This is a genomic window from Pseudomonas fluorescens, from assembly GCF_902498195.1.
Classification (GTDB): Bacteria; Pseudomonadota; Gammaproteobacteria; order Pseudomonadales; family Pseudomonadaceae; genus Aquipseudomonas; species Aquipseudomonas fluorescens_BU.
In genome coordinates, this window is record NZ_CABVIY010000001.1 from 1,067,415 (window position 1) to 1,087,008 (window position 19,594).

Here is a 19,594-nt window from a genome sequence, read left to right on the forward strand (position 1 = left end):
CAACCCCCTGCAGGAGCGAGCTTGCTCAATGGCCTATACAACATAAACCCTGTGGGAGCGGGCTTGCTCGCGAAGAGGGCGTGTCAGTCGACATCAACGTCGGCTGACGCTCCGCCTTCGCGAGCAAGCCCGCTCCCACATGTTCTGTGTCTGACTGTCAATTGCCCGACGGTCGGTTTTCATCTCGAATTCGACAGCGTTAGCTAAAGTTCAACTGTCGGCAGCCCGTCTGCCGCGACCGTGATTGTCCAGAAAAATCCGCCAAAGCAGCGGATCTCCACCTGATCAGGAGTGCACGATGGACCTCAGCCGTCGTCAGTTCTTCAAGGTCGCCGGTATCGGCCTTGCAGGCTCTAGCCTGGGCGCGTTGGGCATGGCCCCGACGGCAGCCTTTGCCGAACAGGTGCGTCATTTCAAGCTCGCCCACACCCATGAAACCCGCAACACCTGCCCGTATTGCTCGGTCGGCTGCGGGTTGATCATGTACAGCCAGGGCGATACGGCGAAGAATGTCGCGCAAAGCATCATTCACATCGAAGGTGACGCCGACCACCCGGTCAATCGCGGCACCCTGTGCCCCAAGGGCGCCGGCCTGCTGGACTTCATTCACAGCCCCGGCCGCCTGCAATACCCGCAGGTGCGCAAGCCCGGCAGCGACGAGTGGACGCGCATCGGCTGGGATGAAGCGCTGGACCGCATCGCCGACCTGATGAAGGCCGACCGCGACGCCAACTTCATTGAGAAAAACGCCCAGGGCCAGACGGTAAACCGCTGGCTGACCACCGGTTTCCTCGCGGCCTCGGCGGCGTCCAACGAAGCGGGCTACATCACCCACAAGGTCATTCGCAGTCTCGGCATGCTGGGGTTTGATAACCAGGCGCGTGTCTGACACGGCCCGACGGTGGCAAGTCTTGCCCCGACGTACGGCCGTGGTGCCATGACCAATACCTGGACCGATATCGCCAACGCGAACCTGGTTCTGGTGATGGGCGGCAACGCAGCAGAAGCGCACCCCTGCGGTTTCAAATGGGTGACCGAAGCCAAGGCGCACAACAAGGCGCGGCTGATCGTGGTCGATCCGCGTTTTACCCGGACCGCCTCGGTGGCCGACTATTACGCGCCGATTCGCACCGGCACCGACATTGCCTTCATGGGCGGGCTGATCAATTACCTGCTGACCGAGGACAAGATCCAGCACGAATACGTGCGCAACTACACCGACGTGTCGTTCATCGTCAAAGCCGGCTATGGCTTCGAGGATGGCATTTTCAGCGGTTACGACGCGGCCAAGCGCACCTACACTGACAAGTCCGGCTGGGGCTATGAGCTGGGTGAGGACGGCTTCGTCAAAGTCGATCCGACCCTGCAAGACCCACGCTGCGTCTATCAATTGATGAAGCAGCATTTCAGCCGCTACAACATCGAACTGGCGAGCCAGATTTGCGGCATGCCGGTTGATGCGATGCACAAGATCTGGGAGGAAATCGCCACCTGCTCGACACCCGGCAAGACCATGACGATTCTCTATGCCCTGGGCTGGACCCAGCATTCGATCGGCTCGCAGATCATCCGCAGCGCGGCGATGGTGCAATTGCTGTTGGGCAACGTCGGCATGCCGGGCGGCGGCGTGAATGCCTTGCGCGGGCACTCCAATATCCAGGGCCTGACCGACCTGGGCCTGTTGTCCAACTCGCTGCCGGGCTACCTGACGCTGCCCGGCGATGCCGAGCAGGATTACCACGCCTATATCGTCAAACGTACGCAAACCCCGCTGCGCCCGGGGCAGCTGTCCTATTGGCAGAACTACAGCAAGTTCCACGTCAGCCTGATGAAAGCCTGGTACGGCGCCAATGCCACGGCCGAAAACAACTGGGCCTACGACTACCTGCCCAAACTCGACATCCCCAACTACGACATCCTCAAGGTCTTCGACCTGATGGGCCAGGGCAAGGTCAACGGCTACATGTGCCAGGGCTTCAACCCCATCGCCGCGCTGCCCGACAAGAACCGGGTGATGGCGGCGCTGGCCAAGCTGAAGTGGCTGGTGGTGATGGACCCGCTGTCCACCGAGACCTCGGAGTTCTGGCGCCATGTCGGGCCGTACAACGATGTGAAGAGCGCCGACATCCAGACCGAAGTGATTCGCCTGCCGACCACCTGTTTCGCCGAAGAGGATGGTTCGCTGGTCAACAGCAGCCGCTGGTTGCAATGGCACTGGAAAGGCGCCGACGGCCCGGGTGAGGCGCGCACCGACGTGCGGATCATGAGCGAGTTGTTCCTGCGCCTGCGCCAGCGCTACCAGGCCAACGGCGGCGCTTACGCCGAGCCGATCCTCAAGCTGTCGTGGCCGTACAAGATCGCCGACGAGCCTTCGCCGGAGGAACTGGCGAAGGAAATCAACGGCAGCGCCACCACCGATTTCACCGACGCCACGGGCGCTGCGATCAAGGCCAATGCGCAACTGGCCGCGTTCAGCCAGCTCAAGGACGACGGCAGCACGGCGTCCGGTTGCTGGATCTTCTGTGGCAGCTGGACCGAGACCGGCAACCAGATGGCCCGGCGCGACAACAACGATCCGTACGGCATGCATCAGCACCAGGGCTGGGCCTGGGCCTGGCCGGCCAACCGGCGGATTCTCTACAACCGCGCTTCGGCCGACCCGCAAGGCAAGCCGTGGGACGAGAAAAAACGCCTGGTGTGGTGGAACGGCAAGGCCTGGGGCGGCACCGATGTGCCGGACTTCAAGGCTGACTCGGCACCGGACGCCGGGATGAATCCGTTCATCATGAACCCTGAAGGCGTTGCCCGTTTCTTTGCCGTCGACAAGATGAACGAGGGCCCATTCCCCGAGCATTACGAGCCGTTCGAGACGCCGATCGGCATCAACCCGCTGCACCCGCAAAACAAGAAGGCCACCAGCAACCCGGCGGCGCGGATCTTCGATTCGGTCTGGGATTCCCTCGGCGTCGCCAAGGATTACCCGTACGCCGCCACCAGCTACCGGCTGACCGAGCATTTCCACTTCTGGAGCAAGCACTGCAAGCTCAATGCGATCGCCCAGCCCGAGCAATTCGTCGAAATCGGCGAGGTGCTGGCCAAGGAGAAAGGCATCGTCGCCGGTGACCGCGTACGGGTGAGTTGTAAGCGCGGGCATATCGAGGCAGTGGCGGTGGTGACCAAGCGGATCCGGCCGTTGCAGGTGAACAATCAGGTGGTGCACCAGATCGGCATTCCGCTGCACTGGGGCTTCACCGGCCTCACGCGCCACGGCTACCTGACCAACACCCTGGTGCCGTTCCTCGGCGATGGCAACACCCAGACCCCGGAATCCAAGTCATTCCTGGTCAACGTGGAGAAAATCTGAATGGCCAGCCAAGACATCGTTGCCCGCTCGGCCACCACCACCGTGCCCTCGTCGGTGCGCAACCTGGAGGAAGTGGCGAAGCTGATCGACACCACCAAATGCATCGGCTGCAAGGCCTGCCAGGTCGCCTGCTCGGAATGGAACGAACTGCGCGATGAAGTGGGGCATAACCACGGAACCTACGACAACCCGCAGGACCTGACAGCTGAAACCTGGACCCTGATGCGCTTCACCGAGCACGAAACCGATGCCGGTAACCTGGAATGGCTGATCCGCAAGGATGGCTGCATGCACTGCGCCGAACCCGGTTGCCTGGCCGCCTGCCCCAGCCCCGGGGCGATCATCAAGCACGCCAACGGCATCGTCGATTTCAACCAGGACCATTGCATCGGCTGCGGCTACTGCATCACCGGTTGCCCGTTCAACATCCCGCGCATCTCGCAGAAGGATCACAAGGCCTACAAATGCACGCTGTGTTCGGACCGGGTGGCGGTGGGGCTGGAACCGGCCTGCGTGAAGACCTGCCCGACCGGCGCCATCGTCTTCGGCTCCAAGGAAGACATGAAGGAACACGCCGCCGAGCGCATCGTCGACCTGAAAAGCCGTGGCTTCGATAACGCCGGTCTGTATGACCCGGCCGGCGTCGGTGGCACCCATGTGATGTACGTGCTGCATCATGCCGACACGCCGACACTGTATGCCGGGTTGCCGAGCGATCCGGCCATCAGCCCCTTGGTCAGCCTGTGGAAAGGCGTGAGCAAGCCGCTGGCGTTGCTGGCCATGGGCGCGGCGGTGCTGGCCGGGTTCTTCCACTACGTGCGCGTCGGGCCGAACCGGGTCGAGGAAGATGAGCACCCGGACCCGCCGGACACCTCGGTGCACACCGTCGATCCTTCCGTGCATACCTTTGATCCACGCGGGGAGGACCGGCCATGAGCAACAAGACGATCCTGCGCTATACCGCCAACCAGCGCACCAATCACTGGCTGGTGGCGATGCTGTTCTTCATGGCCGGGCTGTCCGGGCTGGCGCTGTTTCATCCGGCGCTGTTCTGGTTGAGCAACCTGTTCGGCGGCGGGCCATGGACCCGAATCCTGCATCCGTTCATGGGCGTGCTGATGTTTGTGCTGTTCCTCGGCCTGGTGTTTCGATTCTGGCGCGCCAATTACTTCATCGCCAATGACCGGACCTGGCTGCGCCGGATCGATCGGGTGCTGGTCAACGATGAAGACAGCGTGCCGCCGGTGGGCAAGTACAACGCCGGGCAGAAGCTGCTGTTCTGGACTTTACTGCTGTGCATGCTGGTGCTGCTGTTCAGCGGCCTGGTGATCTGGCGTGCTTACTTCAGCGAATACTTCGGTATCACCAGCCTGCGCTGGGCCATGTTGCTGCATGCGCTGGCCGGTTTCGTGCTGATCCTGAGCATCATCGTGCACATCTACGCCGGCATCTGGATCAAGGGCTCGGTCAGCGCCATGATGCACGGCTGGGTCAGCCGGGCGTGGGCGCGCAAGCACCATGAGCTGTGGTATCGGGAAGTGACGCGCGACGAACGCCCCGATCCGCCGATGCGCAAAAAAGGACATTGATTTGGCGACCATCCTCGAACCCGGTCAAATCGAAGCGGCGGCCGGTTCGCCGCCGTTCCTGCACCTGCCGCCGCACAACCTGTTCAGCTTGCGTGCCGGGCGCCTCGACCGGCTGGCCGAAGGGCATGCGCTGGCCGATTACCTGCGCCTGTTGGCCGGGTTGTGCCGCACGCAACAGCAGGTGCTGGACGATCCGCCGTCCAGCGAGCCGCTCGACCGCCAACGCATCGAGTTGTGCCTTCAGCACGGGCTGCCGCCATTCGCGGCCGACAGCCTGAGCCGTGAAGACGACTGGCAGGCGTTTCTCGATACCTTGTTGAGACGCTATGCCGCCCCCGAGCAACCGGCCGTGACGCAGGCGCTGGACACCTTGCATGCAGCCGACCCCGGACAACGCCGCGCCTGGGCGGTGGCGCTGGTCAGTGGCCAGTATTCGCTGGTGCCGCCGGCCCTGGTGCCGTTCCTCGGCGCAGCCTTGCAAACGGCCTGGAGCCATTGGTTGCTGAGCACGGCGAATCTGAATCTGGCCCAAGGCCCCGGCCTCAGCCAATGCCCGGCTTGCGGTTCGCCGGCGATGGCCGGGGTGATTCGCAATCGCGGCAAGCACAATGGTTTGCGTTATCTGGTCTGTTCTTTATGCGCCTGCGAATGGCACGTGGTGCGGGTCAAATGCGTGTACTGCGAGCAGAGCAAGGGCCTTGAATACCTGAGCCTTGCGGATGATCGCCACGCCGCCAGCCAGGCGCCGTTGCGGGCCGAGGTCTGTCCGGGCTGCAACAGTTATCTGAAGCTGCTCTACCTGGAGAACGATGCCCACGCCGAAGCACTCTCGGCCGACCTGGGCAGCCTGATGCTGGACATGCGCCTGGCCCAGGACGGCTATCAACGGCTGGCCCCCAATCTGTTGCTGGCACCGGGAGACGAGTGAGCACAGGGTCTACACTCTGGCGCAACGGTCCTTGCCCGATCCCCTGTAGGAGCGAGCATGCTCGCGATGGTGGTCCGAGCGCCGCGTTCTTTCTGACTGGTTGCGTTATCGTTCACGACCATCGCGAGCATGCTCGCTCCTACAGGGAAACGCCGGGACAGTCACTGCCAATTCCTTGGTATTCCGGAGCGCCTGATGCCCGCAAGTCCCGCCAGCCCAACGCCGCGCCTGCCTTCCATCGACAGCTTGCTGCGCCACCCGGCGTGCCAACCCTTGACCGAGCGTTATGGGCGCGATGCCTTGCTGGCGGCCTTGCGACAGTTGCTCGATGAGCTGCGCGACAGCGTGCGGCTGAGCCAGGTCGAAGCGGTGGAGGTCAGCGCCGAGGTACTGGCGGGGCGGGTAGCGGAGCGCCTGGCCAATCAGCACCGCAGTCACGTACGCCGGGTGTTCAACCTCACCGGGACCGTTCTGCACACCAATCTCGGGCGGGCGTTGCTGCCGCAGGAAGCCATCTTTGCGGTGCAAATGGCCGCGCGTTATCCGCTTAACCTGGAGTTCGACCTTCACAGCGGCAAGCGCGGCGACCGCGACGATCTGATCGAAGGCCTGATCCGCGAGCTGACCGGTGCCGAAGCGGTCACTGTGGTCAATAACAACGCCGCCGCGGTGCTGCTGACCCTCAACAGCCTGGGGGCGCGCAAGGAGGGGATCATTTCCCGGGGCGAGCTGATCGAAATCGGCGGCGCGTTTCGCATTCCCGACATCATGGCTCGTGCCGGGGTGAAGCTGCACGAAGTCGGCACCACCAACCGCACCCATGCCCGCGACTACGAGGCCGCCATCGGCCCGCGCAGCGGCCTGGTGATGCGCGTGCACGCGAGCAACTATGACATCCAGGGTTTCACCGCCCGCGTGCCGACCGCGGAACTGGCGCAATTGGCGCACCGACACGGTTTGCCGCTGCTCGAAGACCTGGGCAGCGGCAGCCTGCTGGACCTCACGCGCTGGGGCCTGCCCGCCGAACCCACGGTACGCCAGGCCTTGCTCGATGGCGCCGACATCGTCACCTTCAGCGGCGATAAACTGCTCGGTGGCCCGCAGGCGGGGTTGATTGTCGGGCGCGAGGACTTGATTGCGCGGATCAAGAAAAACCCGCTCAAGCGCGCGCTGCGGGTCGACAAGCTGACCCTGGCCGCCCTCGAAGCGGTCCTGGGCCTGTACCGCAACCCGGATCGACTGGCCGAACGGCTACCGAGTCTGCGCCTGCTCACGCGTACCCGGGCCGACATCCTCGGCCAGGCTCAACGTTTGCAACCGTCACTGGCGCGGGTCTTGGGTGACAGCTGGTCCGTCAGTGCAGTGCCCGCGCTGGGCATGATCGGCAGCGGTAGCCAACCGGTGGCGCGCTTGCCGAGTGCCGCGCTGTGCCTGCGCCCACTCAGCTCAAAGCGTCTGCGCGGGCGTTGCCTGCATGGGCTGGAGGCCGCGCTGCGCGGCTTGCCGATTCCGGTGCTCGGGCGTATCGACGACGACGCCTTGTGGCTCGATTTGCGGCAACTGGACGACGAGGCGGCGTGGCTGGCGCAGCTCGATCAATTGCAGGTGCCGGGTTGATTGTCGGCACCGCGGGGCACATCGATCACGGCAAGACGGCGTTGCTCCAGGCCTTGACCGGGCAGGCCGGTGACCGACGCCGGGAAGAGCGCGAGCGGGGCATGACGATCGACCTGGGCTACCTCTACGCGGCACTGGAACCCGGCGCGCCCCTGACCGGTTTCATCGACGTGCCCGGTCATGAGCGCTTCACCCATAACATGCTCGCCGGCGCCCAGGGCATCGATCTGGTGCTGCTGGTCGTCGCTGCCGATGACGGTGTGATGCCCCAGACCCGGGAACACCTGGCCATCGTCGAGTTGCTGGGGATTGCCCGGGCACTGGTGGCCATCAGCAAATGCGACCGCGTCGAGCCGGCCCGGGTGCAAGCCGTACGGGCGCAGATCACTCAGTTGTTGGCGCCAGGCCCATACGCCGATGCGCCGTTGGTGGCGTTGTCGAGCGTGACCGGGGAGGGCATCGAAACCCTGCGGCAAGCCTTGCTGGATGCCCAGCGTGACGTGCGGCAACGCCGCCTCGACGGGGGCTTTCGCCTGTGGATCGACCGGGCCTTCAGCGTGGCGGGCGCGGGCATCGTGGTCACCGGCACGGCCCTGTCGGGAGAGGTGGCAGTGGGCGATACATTGGTGCTCGGCCCCCTCGACAAACGGGTGCGCGTGCGCGGCCTGCATGCGCAGAATCAAGCCGCCGAAACCGCCGTGGCCGGGCAGCGGGTCGCCTTGAACCTCAGTGGCGAACGCCTGGCGCTGGAGCAGATTCATCGCGGTCAGTGGCTGGTGGCCGAGTGGCTGTATGCAGCGACCCAGCGCGTGGACATCGATCTGCAAGTGCTGGCGAGCGAGCCCCGCGCCTTCGAGCATTTTCAGCCGGTGCACGTGCATGTCGGCACTCAGGACGTCACTGGCCGAGTGGCCTTGCTGGAGGGCGCGAGCCTGGGGCCGGGTGAGCGGATGTTTGCGCAACTGCTGCTCAATGCTCCGGTGCAGGTTGTGAACGGCGATCCGTTGATCCTGCGCGACCAGAGCGCTCAACGCACCCTTGGCGGTGGGCGGGTGCTCGACCCGTTCGCGCCGGCCCGGCACCGCCGCAGTCCCGAACGATTGTCACAGTTGAAGGCATTGGCCAGCGCCACGCGTTTGGAAACCCTGCTGCCGGTGTTGCTGGCCCACAGCGACAGCGGGCTCGATCCGCAACAGTTGGAGCGCCAGTTCAATCATCCACGGGCAACCTGGGTGTTGCCGGAGGACGTGCTATTGATCGAAACGCGGCTTGGGCCGGTGTTGTTCGACGCTGGCCGCTGGCAAGCCTTGAAGGCCGAATTACTGCATCACCTGGCGCGCTTTCATGAGCAGGAGCCGGATCAGATGGGCCCGGACCGTGATCGTCTGCGCCGTTTCGCCGGCACGGCCCTGGACCGCCCGCGTTTCATCAGCCTGCTCGACGAATTGCTGGCCTGCGGTGCCGTCACCGCCAGCGGGCCCTGGTTGCATTTGCCCGATCATCACGTACGCCTCAATGAAGCGGACGAAGCACTGTGGCAGCAGTTGCAACCGTTGTTCGAGGCGGCCGGGTTCGATCCGCCGTGGGTGCGGCAATTGGGGCATGACGAAGCCAGGGTGCGCGCGCTGCTGCGCAAAATGGCCCGGTTGGGGTTGCTGCACCAGGTGGTCAGGGATCTGTTCTACACCGACACGATGATTCGTTGCCTGGCGACTATGCTGTTGCAATTGGCCGACGATCACCCGGTGATTCAGGTGGCGGCGTTTCGCGATGCGCTGGGGTTGGGGCGCAAGCGCAGCGTGCAGATTCTCGAATACTTCGACCGGCTCGGGCTGACACGGCGGTTGGGCGACAAGCGTCAGATCCGGCCGGACAATGCGCTGGCGCGGCGCACGGATCGCTGATTTTTCAGGAAGGTAATCGCGCCCGGTGGCGCGGCCGGGCTTCAAATCCGGTGGGGGACGGCATCCGTTCCCGGGCAGGTTCGACTCCGGCTACCTTCCGCCAGTTTTATCCGACAGTGCCCAGGGACGGTGCGCTAGCCAAGTTGGCTGATTCTGGCGCAGAAGGTTGTTGAGGTAGACCGTATGTGTAAATGCCAGCCGGCATATCGGCATATTCTCGAAACGATTTCCAGGCCAAAGCCATAGCCTTCGACCGATTGGGCTTGCGTCAGCGTATTGGAAATAACCAGGCTGTCCGGATTGGCGGCAATCAGCAGGCGCTGCCCGCCGTGTTGAATGGCGTTGTTGATCAGGTTGTGAATCAAGCTGTTCAACAGTATTGGATCGGCACTGATCATCAGGCCTTGTGCAACGTGCAGTCGAACGTGAAGCGTGTCGATCCTGGGTTTGTGTCGCAGCAGTGCGCCCTTCAGCAGATCAGATAAACCGACGTCGACTCGTTTGGGAGCGACCTTTTCGCGGCTTAGACGAAGGAATAGCTCAATCAACGCTTCCATGTCCTTTGAGGCTTGCTGGAGGCGCTCGATGTTTCGGGCTTTTTTCGTCTCATCGCAGTGAGGAAGCTTAATGACGGCCAGGGAGTTTCTGATGATGCTCAGTGGCGTTCTTAATTCATGGCTCACATGCCGGGTGAAGGCTGACTCTCTATCGAGTGCGTTTTCCAGGCGTTCCAGTGCTCCACTGATGACCCGGCTTAGTACGCCTACTTCATCCTTGCGATGATTACTTTTGAGCTGTCGGGTTCTGAGGGGATGTCGGGACAGATCCCTGGCGAGCTGGACAACCGGCCCGGAGATGATTCGCGCCATGAAAATCGAAACCACTGCGCCCGCAATTATTATCAGCCCGGCCAATGTCCAGAGCAGACTTATCGTGAGGGGCGCAAAGCTGTCCAGGGAACTCATCCTGGACTCGTCAAGTATCATGTAAATTTTGTTGTGTGCACCCGGGATGTTCTTGATGAGTACATGCGTATCACCGATCTCGTGCAGTCCTTCGGCCAGTGACGAGACAAACCCGGGCAGTTCAGGGTGGTCGCTCCAGAAAGTGTGCAGGTAACTGGTATTGGGCATCAGTGTTGAACTTCCATCTTGCGCGTACTCGCGTTCAAACTCCTCGAATTCACGCTTCAGGTAATATTTGACGATGTAGTCCTCTGTCATCGAAACCGATGCCCAGATCAACACGCTGTAAATGATTGCAACGAGAGTCGAAAAGGGGATCAGTATGTAGAGGATCCGAATAAAAAAGGAGTTAGTGGGGGATAGCAAGTCTGTACCCTTTTCCATGAAGGGTAACCAGTGAGTTACCCAGTTGTAATTTGGCCAGCAACCGTCGAAGGCGATAGATATGAGTGCGCAGTGGATCGCTCTCGGGTATTTCTGAGTCAGGCCAGATGGCGAGTTCAATCTGTCGTCTGCCGAGGGGGCCGGGGGCGGCCTCGACAAGCATCTTCATTATTCGGAACTGGATATCCGGCAGCTGGATGCGAAGTTCTCCACGAGTGGCCATGCACGTTGCTTCATTCAACTCAAGATCTCCACACGACAGGGAAGTCGAAGGTGCATGTGGGCGATTACGCCGTAATAGAGCGTTGATCCTGTGCCTGAGTTCTTCAGGTTCAAAGGGCTTTACCAGGTAGTCGTCAGCACCAGCCCCGAAGCCTTCGCGTTTATCTGCCAGGGTGTCGCGGGCGGTCAGGAACAGGATGGGGACGGTGTTGCCTTGGTGCCTGATCAGCCTGCAGGTGTCGATTCCATTCAGGCGCGGCATCGTGACATCCAGAATGATGACGTCGTAATGATTGGACTTCAGCAGTTCGAGGCAGGTTCGTCCATCGCAGGCATGATCAATGTCGAGTTCAAACTCTGAAAGATAGTCATATAACGTGCCCGCCAATGCGATGTCGTCTTCAACCAATAATATTTCATGCACAGGAAAGGCTCTCGGAGGATGTTCGGCGGGCATCTTGAGTGAACTGAGATGAACGCAACATTAAGGTGACAATCGGTTCACACCTGTTTTTGTACAGTCTGGCCGATGAACACATTACTCAACCGATTACTTCCCCGCTATGTGGTGTCGGGTGTCACGGCGACCGCTGTGCACTTTGCGCTGCTGGTCTTTTTGGCACCCCGTATCGGCTGGCTATCCAGCAGCGCCGTCGGCGCGATAGCGGGTGCTGTCGCGAACTATTGGATTCTCAAACTTTGGGTTTTTCGACATAGAACAGCCCAACCCGGCAATTACGTTGCGTTGTGTGCGTTGAGTGTTTTTTTCAACACGCTGTTTATGGCCGCGATCTTAAAACTGGGCGTGAGCGCATTACCAGCCCAGGTGGTTTCTTCTGGTTTGGTGATGATCTTTAATTTCACAATTTCTAATAACTTGGTATTCAAACATGCAGAAACAAAACTCGGGTAGTCCGCCTTGTTATGACTTGACAGTTATTATTCCTTGTTTCGATGAGGAAGATGTACTGCCCATGTTTCACAAGCGCATCACTGACGTCGTACGTGGATTGAACATGCGAATCGGGCTGCTGTATGTCAATGATGGAAGCACGGACAGCACCGCTGACCTGCTGGATGAGTTTGCGCGAGAAGTGGATGTGCGTTGTTTGCATCTGAGCAGGAACTTTGGAAAGGAGGCCGCCATGTGGGCCGGGATGGAACACGCAGAGGCCCGTGCCATCGTGTTCATAGATGCCGACCTGCAGGATCCTCCGGAACTCATACCGTCAATGATCGTGCATTGGGTCGCAGGTTACGACGTGGTCAACATGCAGCGCCGGATGCGCCACAGCGACTCCTGGCTCAAGCGAACAACGGCTACTGCGTACTATCGGATCATGAGTGTGCTTGTGAAGGATTTCTCGTTCCCTTCGCAGGTCAGCGATTTCAGGTTGCTGGGCAGCGCGCCGCTGGCAGCACTCAACGAGCTCACGGAAAGGTCGCGCGTACTGAAGGGGCTGGCCGGCTGGATCGGCTTCAAGAGCATTTGCCTGGAATACGATCGCGAGGGCAGGGAGGCCGGCAAGACAAAGTGGAACATGCCAAATCTCCTGGGCCTTGCCATTGATTCGTCACTCTCTTTTTCACACAGTCCGCTGCGCTGGTTCAGCTATTGCGCCGCCCTGGTCATGCTGGTCTCCATTATCGCCTTCGTCGTTGCCCTGATCGTGGGCGAGTTAGGTTATGAGAATTTCATACTGGTGGTTCTGGCGTTCATGACGTGCGGGATCGCCTTGCTGGGAGAGTACGTGGGCATCTTGAAAGTGGAAGCCAAGGGCAGGCCGCACTATTTTCTGAGAAAGCCGACTTCCAGGGCCCCGGAAAATGGATCGCTGGAGCGGCCGGCATGACTCAGACTGATCAGAACCGCCTGCTCTGGTTGATTTTGATTGCGATATGCCTGGCGAGGCTTGCGGGATTGGCCTTTTATCCATTGATGGATACGTCGGAGGCGCGATATGCCGAGGTCGCGCGCAAGATGGTGGTCCTGAATGACTGGATCACCCCGATGTTCGATCATGGTGTGCCATTCTGGGGTAAACCGCCGCTGTCGTTCTGGACGCAGGCGCTCAGCATGAAAGTGTTGGGCATTAGTGAGTTTTCCAGCCGTTTCCCTGCATGGCTTATCCATGTCGCCATTTGTGCCGTGATCATAAAATTCTGCCGTGAAGAACGTGACCTGAAGACCGGCCTGATCGCTTCGATCATCTATTCCAGCTGCGCGCTTGGATTTGTGTCGAGTGGGGTGGTGTTGACGGATCCCGCGCTGAGTTTCGCCATCGTGCTTGCGTCCTATGGTTTGTGGAGAGGCGTTTCCCATGGCGACGTGACGTGGGCCAGAATCGGGTTTATCGGCCTGGGCCTTGGCATGCTGGCCAAAGGTCCATTATCCATTGTGCTCGTGGGCATGCTGGTTACGGTGTGGGCTGCCTCGACCCGGAACTGGAAGCGGTTCCTTCGTTTACCCTGGTTGTCCGGGTTGATGTTAGTGGCTGTGGTGTGCGTGCCTTGGTACTACCTGGCCGAAAACAAGACCCCTGGCTTCCTGAACTACTTCTTTGTCGGGGAGCATTGGAGTCGATACGTCATTTCGAAATGGCAGGGTGATCTCTATGGCAGTGCGCATGCGCAAACATTAGGGACGATCTGGATTTACCTGATCGGTAGCCTGTTTCCATGGACACTCTGCCTGTGGACGCTGCACAAGGCGCGCAAACGCTACAGCTGGAATGCCGATTTCTACATTTTCCTCTGGGGCTGGGCACTGGCAACGCCGCTGTTCTTCACGCTGGCCGGCAATATTCTCTGGACCTACGTGTTGCCTGCATTACCGGCCTGGGCCATTTTGCTGGCCGAGAGCCTTTCCATGTACAAGCGTCGAACAGTCGTCTACGTGCTGGCCGCTTGCCTTCCAGTCATGGGCGGGACCCTGGTACTGCACGGCTCGCTCGGTGAAAGGGCGCAAAACCAGCGCGACATCGTGGCCCTGTGGAAAGCGCACGATGCAGATGCACCCGGAGAGTTGGTTTACCTGGCCAGAAGATCGTATTCGGCAGAATTTTACAGTGCCGGCAGGGCCCGGCGAGTCGAAAACATTGAAGCCTTGCCTGGCGATGGCAGGTTTTACCTTTCACTGCGTTTGAGCAGCATTTCCGAGGGGCTGCTGGAGGCGCTGGACTGTCAGGCAGTGGGTCAGGCCAATGCGAGTTTGTTGCTCAAGTGTGGTCGCAGTTAGCCCCGGATAATGCCTGTCCATTGCGCCTTTTCGACAGGGCATCCGTAGGCGCGAGCTCGCGCCTGCGGGTGAGCTGCTGGCCAGGCAACGGCTCTGTACACCCTCTCGCCCCGTCTTGATCGAAATCAGCGTCTATGCTGGGCAAACCGACTCCCATCTTTGCAATGAACTGCCAGGAGCCCCCCCATGGTGCCCATTCCACTCACAGAGAAGACCTGGTCTCGCGGGCTGCTCGATGTCCTGATCCGCGCCGGCCTGATTGTGGTGCTGGTGTTGTTCTGCTTCGAAATATTCAGTCCCTTCCGCGACCTGATGCTGTGGTCCGTGATCCTCGCCATTACCCTGTATCCGTTGCAGAAAAAGCTCATGGGCCCGCTTGGGCAAAGGGAAGGGCGTATCGCCACCTTGATCGTGCTGGTGTCCATCGTGATTCTCATGGTGCCGATCTACCTGTTGGGGACCTCGATTGCCGACTCGGTGGAAACGGCCATGACGGTCGTCAGGAACGAAGGCTTTCATATTCCCCCACCGTCCGACGCCGTGGCCGGGTGGCCGTTGATCGGCAAGCCCATATCGGCGATCTGGCTGCAGGCCGCCACCGATCTTCCCGGCCTGACCGCCAAGTACATCCCGCAGATCAAAGGCGTCAGCCTGACGCTGCTGGGCAAGCTGGCCGGCGTCGGCATGGGATTCCTGACCTTTATCTTCGCGTTGATCATCGCCGGGATCTTCATGGCCCACGGTGAAGCCGGCAGTCGCGCCGCGGTGCAGATCGCTTCGCGGGTCAGCGGCCCGGCCAAGGGGCCGAAAATCGCCGAACTCTGCACCGCAACCATCCGCGCGGTCGCCCTCGGGGTGGTCGGCATCGCCTTTATCCAGATGCTGCTGGTGGGCCTGGGGTTCGTCTTCAAGGGCATACCCGGCGCCGGCCTGCTCGCGCTGGCGGTGCTGTTGCTGGGCATCATGCAACTGCCGGTGACGCTGATCACCTTGCCGGTGATCGCCTATGTCTTCGCCACCGAGGGCGCGAGTACGACGACCATCGTGTTTGCGGTCTACGTGTTCGTGGCCGGCCTGGTGGACAACGTGCTCAAGCCCTTGCTGCTGGGGCGAGGGGTCGACGTGCCGATGCCCGTCGTGCTCATCGGCGCCCTGGGCGGCATGGTCACGAGCGGCATCATTGGCCTGTTCATAGGCCCCGTGGTGCTTGCCCTCGGCTATCAACTGTTCTGGCAGTGGGTGCAGGATCGACCGCCGGAGGAGGGTGCGCCCTGACCGATCAATTGCCGAATGTCCGGCACGGATTGTCGTCAGCGCACAGGTTCAGCCGTACAGCTCATTTCCCGGGCGCCCGGCTTCTGGAAAAACACGGCGTTGCCGTTTTGCCGGAAGCTGTAGGTTCCCTGGAAATCCTTGCCCACGTATTCGTTTCCGGTCTCGCTCGGCACCTGGTTCAGGGTCATCGAGGTGTTCGCCCATTTCAGGTACAGGACGCCCGGCTGCGTGGTGTAGTAGGTCGCCGCCAGCAGCGCGTTCAGCCCTGCGCATCGAAACGCCTGGGGCCCTTCGGTGAGCCGGTCCGGATCCTTGGTCCTGACAATGGCCGAACCCTGGCGCAACTGGTGCGCGCGTTCGGCATAACGGCTGATCGTGCAGGCCCTGGGATCGGCCTGAGAGGCACACTGATCACGGTCGAGCAGCCAGAATTTCTGGTCGATCACGATTTTGTCGGGACGCGGGACCGAGTGTTCATCCGTGAGCGCCAGGCGATAAAGGCGCATGAGTTCGAGATCCATCTGCGCCAGTTGCGAATCGCGGCAGATCAGTTTTTCGATGGAGGCGGTGGCCTTGGCGCAGTCGAAACTGGTGGTGAAGGATGCCGCTTGGGCGCAGGTGCACGCCGCCAGCCACAGGCTGGCACCGAGCACGCAGGTGAAAAGGGCGGTGACCGTTTTCATGTTGGCTTCACCCAGGTCATTACGTGATACCGGATCGACGTGGAACTATCGATCCGTTGAACGGACATTCATTCGCGTTGGGTGTAGGCAGTGTAAGTCAGCGCTCGAAACTTGCCACACCGCCTGACGGCTGGGTTGAGCGCTGAACAATGGCGGTCGATGCAGCCACGCCGGGGTGGCGATCAGGAGCGAGGCAGGTCGAGCCACACCGGGCCATCAGGGTATCGATAGCGTTCCAGGGTTTCGGCGTGCATTTCGATGCTGTAGCCAGGGCGCTGCGGTGGCATGTAGCGGCCGCGACGGATCACCACCGGGTCCAGGAAGTGCTCGTGCAAATGGTCGACGTATTCCAGCACCCGGTTGTGCAGCGAAGCCGAGACGGCGATGTAGTCGAACAGGGCAATGTTCTGCACGTACTCGCACAACCCGACGCCACCGCCATGGGGGCAGACCGGTACGTCGAACTTCGCCGCCATCAGCAATACGATCAGAACCTCGTTGAGGCCGCCCAGGCGTGCCGCGTCGAGCTGGCAGAAGTCCAGTGCACCGGCCTGGAACATCTGCTTGAACATCACCCGGTTGTGGCAGTGCTCACCGGTGGCGACACCAATCGGCGCGATGCGCTGGCGAATGCTGGCATGGCCGAGGATGTCGTCGGGGCTGGTCGGTTCCTCGATCCACAAGGGTTCGAACGCCGCCAGGCGGCGCATGTTGGCGACCGATTCATCGACGCCCCAGACCTGGTTGGCGTCCATCATCAGGGTGCGGTCCCAACCGATTTCCTCGCGCAAGATGGTCGCCCGACGGATGTCGTCTTCGAGGTTGGCGCCGATTTTCTGCTTGATGTGGGTCCAGCCATCCGCGACCGCCTCGCGGGCCAGCTGGCGCATTTTTTCTTCGCTGTAGCCGAGCCAGCCCGGCGCGGTGGTGTAGCCGGGATAGCCTTCTTCGAGCATCTGCGCCTCGCGCCGGGCCTTGCCGGGCACCTGGCGACGCAGCAGGGCGATGGCTTCCTCGGGGGTGAGCACATCGGTGACGTAGCTGAAGTCCAGGCAACGCACCAATTGTTCCGGCGTCATGTCGGCCAGCAGTTTCCACACCGGCTTGCCTTCGTGCTTGGCCCACAGGTCCCAGACGGCGTTGACGATGGCTGCGGTGGCCAGGTGGATCACGCCTTTTTCCGGCCCCAGCCAGCGCAATTGACTGTCGCCCACGGTGATCTTGTGCCAGAAGGCGCCCATGTCGGCGACGATGTCCTCCAGGCTCAGGCCGACCACCATGGGGGCCAGGGATTGCACCGCCGCCACGCAAATCTCGTTGCCGCGGCCGATGGTGAACGTCAGGCCGTGGCCTTGCAGGTCGACGGCGTCGGTGTGCAGCACGACGTAAGACGCGGAATAATCCGGTGCGCTGTTCATCGCATCGGAGCCGTCCAGTGACAGGGAGGTGGGGAAACGGATGTCGCGAACGCTCAGGTGTGTAATTCGAATACTCATGGCGAATGCTTGTTCTCGGTGACCACAGGGAGACTCGACTTTAGGTCGTCGACCGATACAGGCATAATCGCGAATTCCTAATCAGTGATATCGGATTCGATATGTCTGGCACGCCCGAAGCCGTTCCGCCCACGCCACGTCATCTCGGCGCCCTGAAAATCTCCAGCCGGCAGATCACCTTGCTCAATGCCCTGGGCGAGTTCGGCAACCTGCGGCGGGCCGCCACGGCGATGCACACCACGCAACCGGCGGCCAGCCTGCTGCTGCAGCAACTGGAAGAGCGCCTCGGCGTGCGCCTGTTCGAACGCTTGCCCCGGGGCATGCAGCCGACCCTGTATGGCGAGGTCATGATCCGCTACGCCCAGGGCGCGTTGCATGAGTTTGAGCATGCCCAGGCGCAGATTGCCGAACTGGCACGCGGCGCGATGGGTCTGGTGCGGGTCGGCAGCGTGATGGGGCCGGTGCCCCGGTTGCTGACCACGGCGGTGCTGGCGTACAAGCGCGATCATCCCAAGGTGCGGATTTCCATCGAAGTCGGTACCAGCGACACCTTGCTGCCGGCCTTGCAGCGCGGCGATCTGGATGTGGTGTTGGGACGCCTGCCGGACCAGGGCGACAGCCAGGACCTGGACATCGAACTGTTCGACAACGGCGAGCAGATGCGCGTGATTGGCCGGGCCGGACACCCGTTGGCGGGCGCCGCGCCCTTGCAACTGGCCGACCTGGTCACGCTGACCTGGATCCTGCACCCCATCGGCAGCCCCATGCGCCGCCGGGTGGAGAGTGCCCTGCAGGCCGGCGGCATGGTGCAGGCGCTGGACATTGTCGAAACCGCCTCGATCCTGGCGACCACGGCGATGCTCGAAGCCTCGGACATGATCGCGGTGGTGCCCAATGACGTGGCCGAGCATTATGCGGGCTATGGCATGGTCGCTGTCCTGCCGGTGGAACTGCCGGTTTCCATGGTCAACCTTGGCTTGCTGACCTTGCGTTCCCGGCCGAGGTCGGTGGCGCTGGAAACGTTGTTGCGGTATTTGCGTGAGCAGTCGTTTTGAATGTTTGGGTGGGCTGTCATGGGGGGGCATATCCGTTGCTGCGGTAACGGCGGCTTAGGGTTTCGCCCTTACGGCGAGTTACTTGGAAAAGCGCCAAGTAACCAAGCGCTCTTGCCCCTGTCGTTCGGTGCCTCGCTAATGCTCGGCATGCCCTTGCTCCGGTCCTGCTCCGTGGGTCGCCGCGATGGGCCATCCCTGGCCCAGCGCGGCTAAACCGGCGTCCTGCCGGTTTACCCACTGCGCAGAACCTCCACTCGGCCTCACGAGGGGGCGTACACCGCAAGAGCCAAAGCGAGGCGGCCTGATAGCCGACCTGCTTTTTGCTCCGTACGCCCCCCGCCTTGTGGGAGCGAGCCTGCTCGCGAAAAACGCCCAGACACCGCGTTAATCCAGACAGCCAGCGTTATCGTTGACGGCCATCGCGAGCAGGCTCGCTCCTACAGGGGATTGCGTACACCAGCCAACGTCAGGTCGGCTGTCAGGCCGCCTCGATTTTGATTTTGATCTGGGGCGCCCCGTTAAACCACGCTGGCCGAACGCAGGCATTGCGCAGTGGGTAAACCGGCAGGACGCCGGTTTAGCCGCGCTGGGCCAGGGATGGCCCATCGCGGCGACCCACGGAGCAATGCCGGAGAGAGGGCATGCCGAGCCAGAGCGAGGCACCGAGTGGTGGGGCAAGAGCGCTTGGTTACTTGGCGCTTTTCCAAGTGACCCGCTGTAAGAGCGGAACCAATAGTCGCCGTAACCGCAGCAACGGATCTGCCCCGACAACCAGCAATCAATGGTTATAAGCCCGCTCACTATGCGCAGCCAGATCCAGCCCCACATCGGTTCGACAGGCGATCTGTCTTTGTTGACTGAGTACATATCCATT

The 19,594-nt window shown here is 61.5% G+C and carries 15 protein-coding genes and 1 tRNA gene; 12 read left to right on the top strand and 4 right to left on the bottom strand.

All coding sequences use genetic code 11. The annotated features are described in order from the left end of the window. The first annotated feature begins 298 nt into the window (after positions 1 to 298). From fdnG to F8N66_RS04935, 7 genes are all read left to right on the top strand, one after another. Positions 299 to 3,364: a formate dehydrogenase-N subunit alpha gene (gene fdnG / locus F8N66_RS04905; RefSeq protein WP_150769098.1), complete on the top strand. Its 3,066-nt coding sequence runs from the start codon at positions 299 to 301 to the stop codon at positions 3,362 to 3,364. Then, positions 3,365 to 4,300 carry a formate dehydrogenase subunit beta gene (fdxH, locus tag F8N66_RS04910; protein WP_150769099.1) on the top strand — a complete coding sequence of 312 codons (936 nt, stop codon included), beginning with the start codon at positions 3,365 to 3,367 and terminating at the stop codon, positions 4,298 to 4,300. Continuing rightward, positions 4,297 to 4,953, top strand: a complete 657-nt coding sequence (locus F8N66_RS04915; protein ID WP_150769100.1) for a formate dehydrogenase subunit gamma — start codon at positions 4,297 to 4,299, stop codon at positions 4,951 to 4,953. The genes fdxH and F8N66_RS04915 overlap by 4 nt, the downstream gene beginning before the upstream one ends. 1 nt (position 4,954) lies before the next feature. Beyond that, positions 4,955 to 5,881 (top strand): formate dehydrogenase accessory protein FdhE, encoded by a 927-nt coding sequence (fdhE, locus tag F8N66_RS04920; RefSeq protein ID WP_150769101.1) that lies wholly within the window; start codon positions 4,955 to 4,957, stop codon positions 5,879 to 5,881. Between the two features lie 195 nt (positions 5,882 to 6,076). After that, positions 6,077 to 7,498 carry an L-seryl-tRNA(Sec) selenium transferase gene (gene selA, locus F8N66_RS04925; protein ID WP_150769102.1) on the top strand — a complete coding sequence of 474 codons (1,422 nt, stop codon included), beginning with the start codon at positions 6,077 to 6,079 and terminating at the stop codon, positions 7,496 to 7,498. Further along, entirely contained in the window at positions 7,495 to 9,402 is a 1,908-nt protein-coding gene (gene selB / locus F8N66_RS04930; RefSeq protein WP_150769103.1) for a selenocysteine-specific translation elongation factor, read from the top strand. Before selA ends, selB begins: the two co-directional genes overlap by 4 nt. A 7-nt stretch (positions 9,403 to 9,409) precedes the next feature. Then, positions 9,410 to 9,505 (top strand) — tRNA-Sec (locus tag F8N66_RS04935). A gap of 31 nt (positions 9,506 to 9,536) precedes the next feature. On the opposite strand, the gene F8N66_RS04940 is transcribed toward F8N66_RS04935, so the two are convergent. Together F8N66_RS04940 and F8N66_RS04945 are read right to left on the bottom strand one after the other, a co-directional pair. Then, complete coding sequence (locus tag F8N66_RS04940; protein ID WP_150769104.1) at positions 9,537 to 10,751, bottom strand: sensor histidine kinase; 1,215 nt, start codon at positions 10,749 to 10,751, stop codon at positions 9,537 to 9,539. Beyond that, positions 10,717 to 11,382, bottom strand: coding sequence for a response regulator transcription factor (locus F8N66_RS04945; protein WP_191622899.1), 666 nt, complete (start codon positions 11,380 to 11,382; stop codon positions 10,717 to 10,719). Before F8N66_RS04945 ends, F8N66_RS04940 begins: the two co-directional genes overlap by 35 nt. 120 nt (positions 11,383 to 11,502) lie before the next feature. Between F8N66_RS04945 and F8N66_RS04950 the strand changes: the two genes are divergently transcribed. The 4 genes from F8N66_RS04950 (at position 11,503) to F8N66_RS04965 (ending at position 15,486) form a co-directional block, all read left to right on the top strand. Beyond that, complete coding sequence (locus F8N66_RS04950; RefSeq protein ID WP_150769106.1) at positions 11,503 to 11,886, top strand: GtrA family protein; 384 nt, start codon at positions 11,503 to 11,505, stop codon at positions 11,884 to 11,886. Continuing rightward, complete coding sequence (locus F8N66_RS04955) at positions 11,864 to 12,826, top strand: glycosyltransferase family 2 protein (RefSeq protein WP_150769107.1); 963 nt, start codon at positions 11,864 to 11,866, stop codon at positions 12,824 to 12,826. Before F8N66_RS04950 ends, F8N66_RS04955 begins: the two co-directional genes overlap by 23 nt. Next, complete coding sequence (locus F8N66_RS04960) at positions 12,823 to 14,211, top strand: ArnT family glycosyltransferase (protein WP_150769108.1); 1,389 nt, start codon at positions 12,823 to 12,825, stop codon at positions 14,209 to 14,211. Before F8N66_RS04955 ends, F8N66_RS04960 begins: the two co-directional genes overlap by 4 nt. A gap of 186 nt (positions 14,212 to 14,397) precedes the next feature. Next, the gene (locus F8N66_RS04965; RefSeq protein ID WP_150769109.1) at positions 14,398 to 15,486 is read left to right on the top strand and encodes an AI-2E family transporter; all 1,089 of its coding nucleotides are present in this window, start codon (positions 14,398 to 14,400) and stop codon (positions 15,484 to 15,486) included. Positions 15,487 to 15,521: 35 nt separating this feature from the next. On the opposite strand, the gene F8N66_RS04970 is transcribed toward F8N66_RS04965, so the two are convergent. Continuing rightward, complete coding sequence (locus F8N66_RS04970; RefSeq protein WP_150769110.1) at positions 15,522 to 16,169, bottom strand: MliC family protein; 648 nt, start codon at positions 16,167 to 16,169, stop codon at positions 15,522 to 15,524. Positions 16,170 to 16,351: 182 nt separating this feature from the next. Then, positions 16,352 to 17,665: an L-fuconate dehydratase gene (locus tag F8N66_RS04975; RefSeq protein WP_150769111.1), complete on the bottom strand. Its 1,314-nt coding sequence runs from the start codon at positions 17,663 to 17,665 to the stop codon at positions 16,352 to 16,354. 101 nt (positions 17,666 to 17,766) lie between these two features. Between F8N66_RS04975 and F8N66_RS04980 the strand changes: the two genes are divergently transcribed. Next, complete coding sequence (locus F8N66_RS04980) at positions 17,767 to 18,720, top strand: LysR family transcriptional regulator (RefSeq protein ID WP_150769112.1); 954 nt, start codon at positions 17,767 to 17,769, stop codon at positions 18,718 to 18,720. Positions 18,721 to 19,594: the final 874 nt, after the last annotated feature.

Coding starts and splice junctions, on each gene's coding strand:
- fdxH (WP_150769099.1), top strand. CDS start 3,365: ATGGCCAGCCAAGACATCGTTGCCCGCTCGGCCACCACCACCGTGCCC.
- F8N66_RS04915 (WP_150769100.1), top strand. CDS start 4,297: ATGAGCAACAAGACGATCCTGCGCTATACCGCCAACCAGCGCACCAAT.
- selA (WP_150769102.1), top strand. CDS start 6,077: ATGCCCGCAAGTCCCGCCAGCCCAACGCCGCGCCTGCCTTCCATCGAC.
- F8N66_RS04940 (WP_150769104.1), bottom strand. CDS start 10,751: ATGGAAAAGGGTACAGACTTGCTATCCCCCACTAACTCCTTTTTTATT.
- F8N66_RS04950 (WP_150769106.1), top strand. CDS start 11,503: ATGAACACATTACTCAACCGATTACTTCCCCGCTATGTGGTGTCGGGT.
- F8N66_RS04955 (WP_150769107.1), top strand. CDS start 11,864: ATGCAGAAACAAAACTCGGGTAGTCCGCCTTGTTATGACTTGACAGTT.
- F8N66_RS04960 (WP_150769108.1), top strand. CDS start 12,823: ATGACTCAGACTGATCAGAACCGCCTGCTCTGGTTGATTTTGATTGCG.
- F8N66_RS04965 (WP_150769109.1), top strand. CDS start 14,398: ATGGTGCCCATTCCACTCACAGAGAAGACCTGGTCTCGCGGGCTGCTC.
- F8N66_RS04970 (WP_150769110.1), bottom strand. CDS start 16,169: ATGAAAACGGTCACCGCCCTTTTCACCTGCGTGCTCGGTGCCAGCCTG.
- F8N66_RS04975 (WP_150769111.1), bottom strand. CDS start 17,665: ATGAGTATTCGAATTACACACCTGAGCGTTCGCGACATCCGTTTCCCC.
- F8N66_RS04980 (WP_150769112.1), top strand. CDS start 17,767: ATGTCTGGCACGCCCGAAGCCGTTCCGCCCACGCCACGTCATCTCGGC.